The organism is Microbacterium sp. R86528, assembly GCF_044596335.1.
In the GTDB taxonomy this organism is placed as follows: domain Bacteria; phylum Actinomycetota; class Actinomycetes; order Actinomycetales; family Microbacteriaceae; genus Microbacterium; species Microbacterium marmarense.
In genome coordinates, this window is sequence record NZ_CP138996.1 from 2,486,283 (window position 1) to 2,500,657 (window position 14,375).

Consider the following 14,375-nt stretch of genomic DNA (forward strand, 5'->3'; position numbering starts at 1 on the left):
GTATGCGGCGTGATTTCGGCGTTGCACTCAAGCTTTCACTGCAACGACGAAGACGTCAGGGGATCAAGTGTCACAGGCAGTCGCGACAAAGAAGACGCAACTCAGGCCATTCGGGTGGCGTGACAAGGTCGGATATCTATTCGGCGACTTTGGCAACGACTTCGTTTTCATCTTCGCTTCGTCGTTCTTGATGGTTTTCTACACCAACGTCGCTGGGCTCAACCCCGCGCACGTAGGGCTGATCTTTCTCGGGGCACGCCTTCTCGATGCCTTCACCGACGTGGGGTGGGGCCGCTTCCTGGACGTGCACAAGCCGTCTGCTGCCGGCCGCTTCCGGGTGTGGGTGGCTCGGATGGCGCTCCCGCTGGCGGCGATGAGTATCTTGCTCTACGTGCCCATGATCGGCGATTGGGCGTACGCAGCCAAGCTCACCTATGCGGCAGTGTCGTATCTCTTGTGGGGATCCGTGTTCTACACGATGGTAAACATCTCGTACGGCTCGATGGCTTCGGTCATGAGTGCCGATCCCGGCGACAGATCCTCCCTCTCGGTGTTCCGTACAACCGGAGCGGCGCTCGCCGGGCTCTTCGTCGGTGTCGTGCCACCGCTGTTCATCTACGCGACCGTAGATGGTGTTTCGCAGGTTGTGCCGAGCGCGCTGCTGGTCACCGCCGCTGTGTTCGCCGTTCTCTCGCTCGGGTGCTACGCGCTGTTCTATTTGCTCACGACAGAACGTGTCGTCGCGCCACGTACGGCGGCTCCGGTCCCGTTCCGAACTGTCTTGAAGGCGCTCGGGCAGAACCGCGCGCTGCTCGCGCTGCTCGTCGCAAACCTGCTCATGATGGTCGGCCAGTTCCTGACTCAGACAATGTCGCCCTATCTATGGCTCAACTGGTTCAACAACGGTCAACTGTCGTCGCTCGGGGCCCTCGCAATGATCGTGCCTATGTTTGCGATTGCACCATTCGCCTCGCGTCTCGGGCGTCGCTTCGGGAAGAAGGAGATTGCGGTTGTTGCTGCGAGCGTCGCTGCGGTTCTCCAAGTCGTCATCTGGCTGCTGCGCATCGAGAATCCATGGGTCTATCTCGCGCTCGCGCTAGTGTCGACGTTGGGTCTGGTGTTGTTCATGATGCTCGTGTGGGCGTTTATCACCGACGTCATCGATGACGTCGACGTGCGAACCAAGAGCCGTGAAGATGGAACGATCTACTCGATCAACACGTGGGCACGCAAACTCGGACTTGCCATTGTCGGCGGGGCAAGCGGTCTCGCGCTGGCGTTGGTTGGCTTCCAGGCGGGTGAGCCGACTCAGGCTCCCGAGACGAACTACGGCATCTACACCGTCACAACCCTGGGGCCAGGGATCCTCTTCGGGCTGTTCGCCGTCGTGATGCACTTCTGGTACCCGCTGGATCGCACCCGAGTCGCATCCAACGTCGCAGTCCTGCATACCCGAGCTGCCGAGCACTCCGACGACACTGCTAGCGACTGACACCTCGCACATTCTCCGCACTCTCTCCACCCCTCATCTCGAAGGAATGCACCATGACTGATGCACTGATGGCTCTGTTCAACACGATCGAAAAGCGTTCGGCGCAACCGCCGGCCATGCCCGATGGTGCCGCCTGGGCAGACACGAGCCGTTCGACCCAAGCACGCGTCGACGCTCTGCTACAAGAGCTGACGGCCGAAGAGAAGTCCGATCTTCTTTATGGGCGCGGGCTGAAGGTTTCACCGGAGGGGGCATTCTGGCAAGCCTGGATCAAGGGGAACGATCGCGTCGGCATTCCAGATGTCACGCAGGGTGATAGTCCCGCCGCGGTACTGGTTGGCCCCCCGAATGTCACTCAGATCCCCTCCGAGCACTCACTCGGAGCGAGCTTCGCCCCCGACAGCGCGCGCACAGCAGCCCGCGCGCTCGCGGCACAGACTCATCGTCTCGGCTATGGCGTGTGGCACGCCCCCACGCTCGACGTCGCTCGTGACTACCGTCACGGGCGCGTGCACGAGAACTTCGGTGAGGACGTGCACCTCGTCTCGATCATCGGCGAGGCCTATGCCCGCGGCATCCAAGACGAGAAAGTAGTCGCCGACCTCAAGCATGTAGGCATGAACGCTGTCGAGACCGACAGGCTGTCGACGAACTACGTTGTCAATGACGATCGCGTCATTGGTCACTATCTCGCACCGTTCAGATCCGTGATCCAGAACATGCCGATCGCGATGATCATGACGGCGTACGCGAAGATCAATGGTTCGCACGTCAACGACGTGCCGGCGTACTTCGACCTGCTCCGCGAAGAGTGGGGCTTTAACGGTGTCGCTCGCAACGACGCGATGGCAGCGCACTCGCTTGAGTCGCTCGAGCTCGGTCTCGATCAAGAGTTCCGCGACGAAGAGTTCTTCGGTTCGGTCTTGCTCGAAGCGATCGAAGAGGGCCGCATCGATCCATCCGTGCTCGATGCCGCAGTCGGGCGCATCTTGTCGATGATGATCGATGTGGGGCTATTCGACAACCCGCCGGTACCAGTGCAGTGGCAGGGACCGTTGGAAGGCGAGATGCGCGCTGCGCACGACAGTGCTACCCGTGGTGTCGTCCTACTTGAGAACCGTGACAAGCTTCTTCCGCTTTCTCCTGTGTCCTCCCCACGGATCACCGTTTGCGGGCCTGCCGCAGTTGACGCAGCCATTGCCGGTGGGCCGACTCGCGCGATCGCAGATCGGGATACCTTCCTCGACGCGTTGCGCGAGAAGCTGCCAGCTGCACAGATCGACTACATAGCGGGCATCGATGCGATCGCCCTGACCGACATGCTCCCCGGTTTCGACCAGGTGTCACAAAGCGCCCTTTCGGCCGGCGTGGGCGTGGGCGTGGGCCTGACCGCCACTTTCTATGACGAGGCCGGCGAGGTACTTGCCACGCGCGATGCGACCAACCTCTCGATCCAGACCACCGACTGGGCCTTCGGCGGCGACCCCGATGTCGCTCCCCCCGCGGGGACGGCTCGCGTGACGTGGACAGGTTCCTGGCTCGCAGCAGAGGGCGACCACGAGTGGGACGTCGTGACGGGTGGCGATGTCACGATATCGATCGACGGCGAAGAAGTCTTGTCGCACCGAGGTGGCTCCAGGCGCACGGCACGCACGACTGCGCAGATCGCTGTCACGGCAGGCGCTCACCGGATTCTCGCCGAGTACGTCGCGCCGGATGAGACCCAGCGTGCGTTCGTCGACGCCTCCTCGTCACCGCTCAAGGTGGGGCTCCGTGCTCCCAAGGGCGCGATCGCACCATCGCTGCAAACAGCAGTTGACCGGGCATCGGCAGCGGACATTGCCATCGTCGTCGTGCGTGACCTCGCCAGCGAAGGATCCGATCGCTCCACGCTGCGACTGCCGGGGCAGCAGGAGGCGCTCATCCGCGCGGTGTCTGCGGCGAACCCGCGCACGATTGTCGTGCTAGAGACGGCCAGCGCTGTGCTCACCCCTTGGCGCGATTCCGTCGGCGCTCTCGTTCAGGGCTGGTACGGCGGTAGCCGCGGCAACGCTGCGATTGTCGACGTTCTCGCCGGTCTTGCGGAGCCGGCCGGGCGCCTTCCGGTCAGCTTTCCCGAGCGTGACGAAGACTTGCCCACCTTCGCGTCTGAGCGATTCCCAGGCGTTGACAAGGTTGTTACGGTCGATGAGGCCGAGACCGGCTACCGCTACTTTGGGCACAATGGCGCGCCAGTCGCGGCATATCCATTCGGGTTTGGGCTCTCGTACACCACCTTTGCGTTTGGCGCGCTGAACGCTCCGGCATCAACGGAGGTTCCAGCGGCGGCCGCTTTGCGCGCGACCCGCACCGGGAGCATCCCCGTCTCTGTCTCGGTCACAAACTCGGGAGAGCGTGACGGCTTCGTCGTGCCACAGCTCTACGTGCGTGCACCGGGTGCTGCAATCGCACACCTGAAATCATTCGCATCGGTAGCTGTAAGCGCAGGGCAGCAGAGTGAAGTCGACCTTTCGGTAGCGTGGGCAGACCTCGCCGTGTACCAGGGAGGTGAATGGTCGATTCCCGCCGGCACCTACGAACTTGCGTTGGCCACGAGCGCGAGCGACACCGTCGAGACCATCGAAGTAGAGGTGACGGTCTCATGAGTGCGGCCCGCCGCCCGAACATCGTGATGATCCTCACCGATGATCACGCATCCCGCACGATCGGCGCATATGGGTCTGCCGTGAACGCGACACCCCGCATTGACGAGATTGCCGACCTCGGGTGGCGGTTCGATAACTGTATGGTGACCAACGCGTTGTGTTCGCCGAGCCGCGCATCGATCCTCACAGGCACACACAGCCACATCAATGGCGTGACTACCCTCGTGACCCCGATTGACGCGAGCCAACCGACTTTTGTCTCGCAGTTGCGAGAAGCGGGCTATCGCACCGCGATGATCGGCAAGTGGCATATGGGTCACGGTGAGGGGCATAATCCCGAGAACTTCGACTATTGGGATGTGCTCGTCGGCGCTGATGGTCAGGGTGAGTACTGGAACCCCACGTTCCTCTCGGAAAACGGCGTGCGCAACGTCGAAGGCTATGCCACAGATGTCACGACCGATCTTGCCTTGAACTGGGTGGACTCGCTTGAGGGTGACGATCCCTGGTGCGTGCTGATTTATCACAAGGCACCGCACCGCCCATGGGAGCCCAAGCCCGAGCACTCGGTCCTTTACCGCGACAGTATTCCCGTACCCGACACATTCTGGGACGATTACGCGACGCGGTCGAGTTCCGTGCGGCGCTCTTTGCTGCGCGTCGCGGACAGCCTCAATGTTGAAGACCTCAAGATCGAGGTGCCCGAGGGGCTCAGCTATGAAGAGATGGCATTGTGGAAGTACCAGCGCTTCATGGAGGACTACCTCGCGTGCGTGCACAGCGTCGATGAGAACGTCGGTCGCGTCATCGATTGGCTACGTGCGCGCGGAGATTTCGATGACACCCTCATGATGTATGCATCAGACCAGGGCTTCTTTCTCGGCGAGCACGGCTGGTTCGACAAGAGGTTTATGTATGAAGACTCGTTGCGTATGCCGCTGGTGCTGAGCTATCCGAACGCCATCCCTGGAGGCGAAGTGCACGACCGCCTCGTCACTAACGTTGATTTCGCGCAGTCGATTCTCGAAGCAGCAGGTGTGCCCGCTCATCCACGCATGCAGGGTCGCAGTTTCTGGGCTGACCTCACCGGGGCTGAAGAACGGGAGGGGCATGCGGGAGTGTACTACCGATACTGGGAACACGATGACACCTTCCATCACGCGCCAGCGCACTATGGCTACCGCACCGACCGCTACAAGCTGATCTACTACTACAACGACGGGCTTGGCTTGCCGGGAACCGGTCCATTCGTGTACCCGCCGGAGTGGGAGATGTACGACCTGGAGGCTGATCCAGATGAATTACGCAATGTCGCCAACGATCCGCTATACGCAACAGTTCGTTCAACGCTTGAGGCAGCGATGTGGCACGAACAAGCGCGTCTTGGCGATGCGCCGCACGCGAGCCAGGCAATTCCTGCGCTCGTCGCCGCTCCGCAGTAGCTGTTCGTTTCGCGGGGCGATTCGAGAGTCAGGCGGCTGCCGGGCGTCGTCCCACCAGCCCAGCGCGGGCCAGCAGCAGATAGAGCTGGCAGCCGAGGCAGAGCCCGAAAGCGGCGTTCAGAAACGCTGCAACGAACGCCGCGGCGCTTGCTATTGGCAGCGCCCAGGGCACACCGAAAAGTTGAAGCGCGAGCCCGAGGCCGACCACGAAGAGCCCGACAGCCTGCGCGAACTGTGGCGGACGCGGGTCTTCCAGGTCGACGGGGGGAGCGAGCCGCGGTGCAATGAAGCGGCGGAAGAACACCCCGTACGGCTGAGTGCGCGGCGATGCAAGCGACCATACAAACAGCAAGGCAATAACCGAAAGAAGGATGAAGCCTGGGTCTGCGGCACGCTGGATGAGCGATGCGTCGGTGATGGCCCAGCCCGCAGCATCCTGAGCGGTCGAGATTCCTATTGCTGACAGAAAGGTTGCGATCAGCAGAAGTGTGCTCGTAATTGCGGCAGCAAACCGTGGGCCGCGAGGGTCGATACCTTGCGGTCTCGCCGCTGGGCGGCTCTCAGATGTAGACATGCTGTGCCCCTGCAACTTGCTGAAGCTCGCGCTCAACACTCGCGCGAGCGACTGTGCCACCGAGTCGGGTGCGAACGACACCGTCGCTGTCGAGAATGAGGGTGGTTGGAGTCTGCAGGATCTGGAAGTGCTTGGCGAGATCGGCGCGGTGGGTCAGATCCACATCGATGTGCACGACTCCCGGCTCGCGATCAGCGATCGCGGCGAGTGTGCGACTCACACCGGGGCACCGGGTGCAGAACTCAGTGCTGAACTGCAACAGCGTTGCGTGCTCACCCCACTGCGTTGCGCCGACTGTGTCGGGGTCTTCGCCGGCGTGCGACGACACCTGGCGGGCGTGACCTTCTCGCGCCTTCATGACGAGCCCGATGACAACGCTGCCCACTATGAGAACTCCGAGGGCGAAGAGTGCGGTGGTGGTTGTCATCCCAAAACGCTAACAGCGGGTCCCTGCTTCGAGGGCCGCTCTGCAATGTGAGGTAACACCACGGCGCTGCGAATCGAGAACGCACCTGCATGGCGGGGGATTCAGACGCCGCTGAGCGACAGCTCATGCCCGACAGATGCCCGTTGCTAGGCTGGCGCGCATGACGGATCACGGCGCTGTTCTTTCCGAAGACGATGCGCGAATTCTGGCACTCGAGTCGGTGGTCCTCACCGGCCACACCCTCAAACTTCTGGTGCTCGAGCCGGGCCCGCCGCTGAATCTCGATGCGTTCCGCGAGCGCGTGAACGCTCGACTCGACACGGTGCCTCACGCCCTGGAACAGGTCAGCGTCGGTGTCGCCGGTGCGCAACCGCGCTGGATTTGTGCCGAGGACTTCCGCATTGCGAACCATGTTCGACGCCGCTCCGTCGATTGCGAAACGACCGACGATCTGCGCCGCGAGCTTGGCGTGCTCATGGCAGAGCATCTTGACCATGCTCGGCCGCTCTGGTCACTGGATCTGATCGGTCCGCTTGCTGATGGCCGCGAGGTGATTGCCGCTCGGATTCACCACGCGATGGCCGACGGCATCGCCGCCATGCATTTTCTCGAAGCCGCGGTTGTCGACGCGCGACCAGCTTCTGACGAGCCGGTAGCCACAACGGATGCCGCGCCCACCGCGAAGACGACGGGTGAATGGCGTCGAGTACCCGCGACGATTTCGAGAGAGTGGGGGCATCGAGGGTCGCGTTCGCCTTTCGATCTTCCTCTGACCGGCGAACGTGACCTCGCGTTCGCGACGGTCGCGCTGAGTGAGCTCAAAGCGATCGGCGCGAGCCGCCCGATCCATGCAACTGTGAATGACGTGTTGCTCGCCGCGGTCGCCGGTGGCCTGCGGGGCTGGTTGCGGTCTGCTGGCACGCCGTTGGATCTGCGAGCCCAGGTGCCGGTCAGCTTGCACCACCGTGACGGCGGCGTTGCGATAGGCAACCACGATTCGTTTCTGAACGTGGATCTCGAATTGAGCGAGCCAGACCCGCTCTTGCGGCTTGACCGCATCAGCGCGCAGACGCGAACAGCGAAGCAGACAGGTGACGCGACCACCATGTACGAGCTATTTCACGCGCTCGGCGCTGTGCCGGTTCTGGGTAAGCTGCTCGACCGTGCCGCGGCAAGCTCGCGTGAGTTCAGCCTCGCCATCTCGAACGTTCCGGGGCCGCGTTCGGTCACGTCGGTTTCGGGCCGCCGAGTCAGCGCCCTCTATTCGGCGTCGGAACCAGGCGCGCACCACGCCCTACGTATCGCAGCGATCTCGCATGGCGGCACGATTGGCGTGGGGTTCTGCACCGATCCACTAGCGGTGCCAGGGATTGAGAACCTCGCGATCGCTGTGGAAGAGGCATTCGAGGAGCTTCGACGGCTCTGATTCGCGCTAGCGAACAGTTGTGCGTTGCGGGTCCAAGAACGCCGGTTTTCGCAGCCTCGCCGCGAGCGCTCGTAGAGTAGACGCGTGTCTGACACTTCTGCGCTCGATGGGCCCAACAGCTCTGGCGCGGTTGATGACGCACTCATCGGGGTCGCACTCGGCCGCACGATCCGTGCGGCACGCACAGAGCAGAAGCTTTCGATGCGGGCGCTGGCGTCCGCCGCCGACATCAGCCAGCCCTTCTTGAGCCAGATCGAGAGCGGCAACACCATGCCCTCGGTCGTAACCCTCTTCAGGATCGCGAAAGCGCTCGGCTTGTCGCCGTCGGTGCTCTTCCCGGCTGTGCCCGAACCTGAACCAATACTGCTGACCCGTCGCGAGGATGGAAAGCACGTGCGCGTCGCCGAGAGCGATGACGGCGCAACCTCGCGCGTACTGTCGTCGGGCACGGCTCGCGCCGCCACCGTGCAGGAGTATCGCATTGCGGGCGGGCCCTACATCGGCGACTGGTTCGAGTCGGACGGCGAGATCGTGGTCTACGTCACCGAAGGTGAAGTCACGGTGTCAATCGATGGTCGCGGTGAATGGGTGCTGCGCGCAGGCGATTCGCTGGCGCATCCCGGCGCGCTGCGAAACCGCTGGGCTGTGCTCGGCCCCGAACCGGCCACCGTGCTGCTGGTTTACGCGGTCACGGGCTAGTGGAAGCGAACACATAGATCGCGGAAACGCGATCGTAACGTGATAGCTATTTGCAATCAATGATTGCTCCGTAGCATCGGAGCATGACGATCGAGACTAGTCGCGGCCCGTTGCGCGACACCGTGGCAGCGTTCCTCGCCGACGACCCGGGCCGACTTCTTGTCGATGGTCGCTGGATGAACGCGGCCTCTGGTGAGAGATTTCCTACGCTCGATCCAGCCACTGGTGAAACGCTCGCCGTCGTTGCCCGTGGCCGGGCGGCTGACGTCGATGCTGCGGTGGGCGCAGCATCCCGAGCATTGAAATCTGCCCGCTGGGCGAAAATGACCCCGGCTGACCGCGGTGCATTGCTCTGGCGCATCGCCGACCTCATGCAGGCAGACCTTGACGACCTGGCCGAACTTGAAACTCTTGACCAGGGCAAGAGCGTGCGCACCTCTCGTTTCGGTGAAGTGCCCGCTGCGATCAACCAGTTTCGCTACTACGGGGGCTGGCCGACGAAGATTCTCGGTGAGACGATCCCGACGTCACTGAGTCGCACGCCGCCCGGCAAAGAGGTCTTCGCCTACACGCGCCGTGAACCGGTGGGCGTTGTCGCCGCAATCGTGCCGTGGAACTCGCCGCTGATCATGACCGCGATGAAACTCGCCCCGGCGCTCGCCGCAGGGTGCACGATCGTGCTCAAACCCGCAGAGAACACGCCGCTCACGGCGCTCTACCTCGGTCGGCTATTGCAGCGCGCGGGAGTTCCCGACGGGGTAGTGAACATCGTGACCGGGTTTGGCGGCGAAGCCGGACAAGCGCTGGCCGAGCACCCGGGAGTCGCGAAAGTGGCCTTCACTGGCTCAACCGCGGTGGGTAAGCACCTCGTGGCCAACGCGGCCGGCAACCTCACGCGCTTGACCCTGGAACTCGGGGGCAAGTCGCCGGCGCTTGTGCTGCCTGACGCCGACCTGGCGAATGCGATCAGCGGAATCTCGCGTGGCATTTTCGACAACAGCGGGCAGGTGTGCGTGGCGAGTTCGCGCGTTTATGCGCACCGCGACGTGTACCAAGACGTTGTAGACGGCATGGCGGCGGCAGGAGAAGCGCTTCGACTCGGCCACGGCCTCGACTCTGCCGCCGACCTGGGACCGCTTGTGAGCGTTGCCCAGGCGGGGCGGGTTGCCGATCTGGTCGATGAGGGTCGCGCGGCGGGCGCAACCGTCGTTACAGGCGGCGAGCGCGGCGGACCGCAGGGCACCTTCTATGCACCCACCGTGATCACCGATGTGCGTGCCGATATGCGACTCATGCGCGAAGAGATCTTCGGCCCGGTGGCGGTGGTCACGCCCTTTGACGATCTCGATGAGGTGATCGGCTGGTCGAACGACTCGCCCTATGGCCTTGCCGCAAGCGTATGGACCGAAGGTCTTAGCGACGCCCATCGCGTGGCCGCGCAACTGCAGGCGGGCACCGTGTGGGTGAACTGCCACTCATTCCTCGGGCCAGAACTGCCCAAGGGTGGGCACAAAGAATCGGGCTGGGGCTACGAGAACGGCGCCCAAGGCTTAGAGAACTATCTGGAAACGAAAACGGTGGTGATGGTGATATGACGAAACGTATCAAGCTCGGAGTGTTCGAGATGATGAATCCGAACAACGGAATGCCCACCTGGACTGACCCGCGCGGTCGAGGCGACGAATGGGACAACCTCGAGTACTGGGTGACGCTTGCGCGTGAACTTGACGATGCCGGTTTCGACTTTCTCTTCTTCGCCGACACCTACGGCTACGCCACGCTCGAAGGCAGCATGCCGAATGAGGTGGCCGCACACGGAATTCAGTTCCCTGCTCTTGACCCGATGCTCGCTATCGCGACGCTTGCCCGCGAAACCGAGAACCTGGGATTCGTCGTCACCTCACCTACGACGGTCGAGCGCCCCTACGCGATGGCTCGACGCTTCGCGACTCTCGACCGGTTTACCGCAGGGCGTATCGGGTGGAACATCGTTACTGGCAGCTCGCAGGCAACGACAGACCAGCTCTTCGGTGTGACCGAAGTGCTCTCGCACGATGAGCGCTATGACGCTGCCGACGAGTTCCTTGACACCTGCTTGCGCTACTGGGAGCACAGCTGGCAAGACGATGCCGAAGTGCGTGACCGCGAGAGCGGTACCTATGTCGATCCCGAAAAGCTGCATGCGGTCGAGGTAGCAGGCCGTTTTCAACGTTCGCGCGGCATCTTTGCGGTGCCGCCCACGCCGCAGCGCACACCGGTGCTCTTCCAGGCAGGCACTTCAGACCGCGGCCGCGCCTATGCCGCCCGCAATGCCGAGGCGGTCTTTATTCAGGGGCAGACCATCGAGAGTGCCGCCGTTCATGTTGGCGATATTCGCGAGCAGGCGGTGCGCAACGGTCGGTCGGCAGAAGATGTTTCCGTCGTCACCGGTATGACGGTCACCGTGGCGGAAACCTCGGCCGAGGCATGGATGCTGCGCGAAGAGTACGAGCGCCTGCTCGGCCTCGACGATGCTGCCGTAATGTTCGCCGGCATCACCGGCCTCGATCTCACGGGCATTGACCCCGCGTGGCGAGTGGTCGACCTCAAGACCGATCTGGGGCAAACCTTGGTGCAGCGGTATGCCAAGCAAGATCCCGACATGCGGGTCGGACAGATCCTCGATCAGTTCCGCACCAAGGCCATCCGTGGTTTTCAGGTGACCGGCTCGCCCGTCGAAGTTGCCGACGAGATCGAGCGCATCGTCGACGGCTCAGGCATCGACGGCATCATGCTCGAGCCCACGTTCGGCGGCACCGCTGCGTATCGCGCATTCATTGAACTTGTACTGCCCATCCTCGCGGAGCGAGGGCGTACCGAAGATCTTCAGGGCGAGGTCACCCTGCGTGAGCGATTCACCGGCGCACCGCGGCTTGGGCAGTCGCATCGTGCACGCACGCTAACGGCGCGTGCCGCCGATGACCACCATTCGATTGGAGCAGAAACCGATGAGAGCTGATGCCGTTGAAGCGGTGATCCGCGGTCTGAAGCGGGCTGGGGTGAGCGTCGCGACGTACCTTCCGGACTCCCTGTTGAAAGAGCTGTATCCGGCTTTGGATGCTGATCCTGACATTCGCACGATTCCTGTGACGAACGAGGGTGAGGGTGCTGCCATTGCCGGTGGTGTCTTCTTGTCGGGCAAACGCGCCGTGCTTGTGATGGAGAACTCGGGGCTGCGCGCAGCAACCGAGCATCTGGCCCGTATGGGGCTGGGAGCGGGCATTCCGGTTGTCATGATCATGAGCTATCGCGGCGAGATGGGCGAGAACAACTGGTGGGCCGTGCCGCACGGCATCACGATGGAGCCCCTATTGAAGACGCTTCGCACGCCATACGCGATCGTGCACGAGGTCGATGAGATCGAACAGGCCGTCGTGAACGCCTATGAAACCGCCTACGCCTCGTACTACCACGCAGCGATTGTTCTCGGAGGGGGACTGGTCCGATGAGTTACTCACGATTCGAAGCAATGAAGTTGCTCGGTGCGCGCCTTGCCGATGAGCTTGTCATCTTGTCGCTCGGCGGCGCGGTTGACGAGTGGTACAACGCCGCGCCGCATATGCGTGAAGCAAGTCTCTTTCAGCAACAGCTCGGTTGCGTCACTCCCGAAGCGTTCGGTGTCGCCGTCGGGCTGCCCCACCGTCGCATTGTCTCGCTCGACACCGATGGCGGCTTGCTGTTCAACCTGGGCATTCTGGCCACCCTCGGCAACGAGCAGCCAGAAAACCTCTTCATCGTGGTGTGGGACAACGAGCAGTATCAGTCCATCGGAGGCCCTGCGACGCACACGGCAAAGGGCCGGGTTGACCTCGCTGCGATCGCCCGCGGTGCCGGTGTTGAGCAAGCGCATACAGCTCTGACGCTCGAAGAGTTCGACGCGCACTGCGCGGCGGGCCTGTCAGCATCCGAGCCATACATCGTCGTGGCGAAGACCGACGGGATTTTGGAGCCGGGCATCAAGCGCAAGCACTCGGACGGCCGCGAAGACAAGTACATCTTCGTGCGCCACGTCGAGCAGACCGAGAACGTGAGCATCATGGGCCCGAGCGAGCACAACTGATGCCGTTTGTCACCGAGCCCGCCAGCGGATACGACCTCATCGTCGTGGGCGGTGGCGCAGCCGGTTGTGTGCTGGCGGCGCGGCTTAGCGAAGACCCTGAGCGACGCGTGCTTTTGCTCGAAGCCGGCCCCGACCACAGTGGCGTTTCTGAGATTCTGGATGCTGCCCGCTGGGACGCGATGATCGGCGGAACCTATGACTATGGGTACCGCTCCACCCCCACCGACCATGTACTGGGCCGAGCGCTTGCGATGCCTCGCGGGCGTGTGCTCGGGGGCAGCTCAAGCACGAACGCGATGCTCTGGTATCGAGGCAACCGTGCGGACTACGACGCGTGGGCGGCAGCTGGGGCGACAGGGTGGGGTTACCACGATCTGTTGCCGTACTTCAAACGGTCAGAGTCTCGAGCAGGCGGCGACCCCGCCTACCGCGGGCTCGACGGCCCGATGAAAGTGGCGCCTCTTGCCGAGGTGCACCCCATCGCCGACGCTCTGATCGGCGCCGCGGCTGATCGCGGACTTCCGGTACTCGACGACGCGAACGCCGCGTCGAACGAGGGTGCGGTCTATGCCGACTACAACGCGATTGTGACAGAAGCCGGCGACTTCGAACGCTGGAGCACGGCGCGCGGATACCTTGAGCCAGCCATGCAGCGCGGGAATCTCGACGTGCTCGTGGGCAGTGCGGTGCACAGACTGACCCTCGCGGGAGGAACTGTCACCGCAGTTCGCCACGTCGTGGATGGCGTGTTGATCGAAACGGCCGCACCGCGCATCGTGCTTGCCGCAGGCGCCCTCGACACCCCGCGCCTGCTGCAACTCTCGGGAATCGGCGACCCTGCGCGTCTTGCCGAGGCGGGGATTGCTCCCGTACATTCGCTTGCGGGAGTGGGGGAGAACCTTCAAGATCATCCGCTGATTCTCGGCATGAACTTTCGTGCACGCGACGACCTCGGCCCTGTTGTCGGCAACGGCGGCGGCTCGATGCTCAACTGGCGTAGCTCTTACGCTGAAGCGGGCCCCGACCTGCACGCGGTGATCGCTCATGGTTCCCGCGGCGATGAAGTCTTGCACGCCAATCACGATCTCGCTGGAAATCGCGTGTTCGCGTTCGTGCCTGGGCTGTACCGCTCACGCAGCGTGGGGTGGGTGCGAGTCCGTTCCGCGGACCCCGCAGCCGCCGCCGAACTGCAACCGAACTACCTCGCTGACCAGACCGACCTGGCAGCGATGGTTGAGGCGGTTGACGCGGTGCATGATCTCGCTGCTTCGGCAGCGTTCGCTGATCTGGCTGAGGGGCCCATAACCCCGCCGCGCGGACTTGACCACGAGGCGAAGCTGCGCTTCGTGCGCCAGAACATCGGATCGTTCTTTCACTGCTCGGGCACCGCGCGCATCGGCAACGATGAGTACGCGGTCGTCGATCCCGCGCTCAAAGTACGCGGACTTGAAGGACTATGGATCGCCGATGCATCGGTCATGCCCAGCATCCCTACCTCGAACACTCACGCACCGACTGTGGCGATCGCCGAGAAGGCAGCTGACCTCTTGCGAAGCACGCAATGATCGCCG

General features: G+C 63.0%; 12 protein-coding genes. 10 read left to right on the plus strand and 2 right to left on the minus strand.

All coding sequences use genetic code 11. The features are described 5' to 3' along the window. The first annotated feature begins 67 nt into the window (after positions 1-67). Genes SJY18_RS11465 through SJY18_RS11475 form a run of 3 tightly spaced genes read left to right on the plus strand, consistent with a single transcriptional unit; the run spans position 68 to position 5,579 of the window. Complete coding sequence (locus tag SJY18_RS11465) at positions 68-1,492, plus strand: MFS transporter (protein WP_396667671.1); 1,425 nt, start codon at positions 68-70, stop codon at positions 1,490-1,492. Between the two features lie 53 nt (positions 1,493-1,545). After that, positions 1,546-4,137: a glycoside hydrolase family 3 C-terminal domain-containing protein gene (locus SJY18_RS11470; protein WP_396667672.1), complete on the plus strand. Its 2,592-nt coding sequence runs from the start codon at positions 1,546-1,548 to the stop codon at positions 4,135-4,137. Then, positions 4,134-5,579 carry a sulfatase gene (locus SJY18_RS11475; protein WP_337337179.1) on the plus strand — a complete coding sequence of 482 codons (1,446 nt, stop codon included), beginning with the start codon at positions 4,134-4,136 and terminating at the stop codon, positions 5,577-5,579. The genes SJY18_RS11470 and SJY18_RS11475 overlap by 4 nt, the downstream gene beginning before the upstream one ends. A 28-nt stretch (positions 5,580-5,607) precedes the next feature. On the opposite strand, the gene SJY18_RS11480 is transcribed toward SJY18_RS11475, so the two are convergent. Together SJY18_RS11480 and SJY18_RS11485 are read right to left on the minus strand one after the other, a co-directional pair. Next, the gene (locus SJY18_RS11480) at positions 5,608-6,153 is read right to left on the minus strand and encodes a DUF4395 domain-containing protein (protein WP_396667673.1); all 546 of its coding nucleotides are present in this window, start codon (positions 6,151-6,153) and stop codon (positions 5,608-5,610) included. Then, positions 6,140-6,580 carry a TlpA family protein disulfide reductase gene (locus tag SJY18_RS11485; RefSeq protein ID WP_396667674.1) on the minus strand — a complete coding sequence of 147 codons (441 nt, stop codon included), beginning with the start codon at positions 6,578-6,580 and terminating at the stop codon, positions 6,140-6,142. Before SJY18_RS11485 ends, SJY18_RS11480 begins: the two co-directional genes overlap by 14 nt. Positions 6,581-6,740: 160 nt before the next feature. Here SJY18_RS11485 and SJY18_RS11490 point away from each other — a divergent pair, with 160 nt between their 5' ends. The 7 genes from SJY18_RS11490 (at position 6,741) to SJY18_RS11520 (ending at position 14,369) form a co-directional block, all read left to right on the plus strand. Beyond that, positions 6,741-8,006, plus strand: a complete 1,266-nt coding sequence (locus SJY18_RS11490; RefSeq protein ID WP_396667675.1) for a wax ester/triacylglycerol synthase domain-containing protein — start codon at positions 6,741-6,743, stop codon at positions 8,004-8,006. Between the two features lie 84 nt (positions 8,007-8,090). Continuing rightward, a complete protein-coding gene (locus SJY18_RS11495) occupies positions 8,091-8,705 on the plus strand; it encodes a helix-turn-helix domain-containing protein (RefSeq protein ID WP_396667676.1) in 615 nt (204 codons plus the stop codon). Positions 8,706-8,788: 83 nt separating this feature from the next. Further along, complete coding sequence (locus SJY18_RS11500; RefSeq protein ID WP_396667677.1) at positions 8,789-10,300, plus strand: aldehyde dehydrogenase family protein; 1,512 nt, start codon at positions 8,789-8,791, stop codon at positions 10,298-10,300. Then, entirely contained in the window at positions 10,297-11,703 is a 1,407-nt protein-coding gene (locus tag SJY18_RS11505) for an NtaA/DmoA family FMN-dependent monooxygenase (RefSeq protein WP_396667678.1), read from the plus strand. Before SJY18_RS11500 ends, SJY18_RS11505 begins: the two co-directional genes overlap by 4 nt. Further along, on the plus strand, positions 11,693-12,193 hold the full coding sequence (locus tag SJY18_RS11510) for a thiamine pyrophosphate-binding protein (RefSeq protein ID WP_396667679.1): 501 nt from the start codon (positions 11,693-11,695) through the stop codon (positions 12,191-12,193). Before SJY18_RS11505 ends, SJY18_RS11510 begins: the two co-directional genes overlap by 11 nt. Then, a complete protein-coding gene (locus tag SJY18_RS11515; RefSeq protein ID WP_396667680.1) occupies positions 12,190-12,804 on the plus strand; it encodes a thiamine pyrophosphate-dependent enzyme in 615 nt (204 codons plus the stop codon). Before SJY18_RS11510 ends, SJY18_RS11515 begins: the two co-directional genes overlap by 4 nt. Further along, positions 12,804-14,369 carry a GMC family oxidoreductase gene (locus SJY18_RS11520; RefSeq protein WP_396667681.1) on the plus strand — a complete coding sequence of 522 codons (1,566 nt, stop codon included), beginning with the start codon at positions 12,804-12,806 and terminating at the stop codon, positions 14,367-14,369. Before SJY18_RS11515 ends, SJY18_RS11520 begins: the two co-directional genes overlap by 1 nt. The last annotated feature ends 6 nt before the right edge of the window (positions 14,370-14,375 follow it).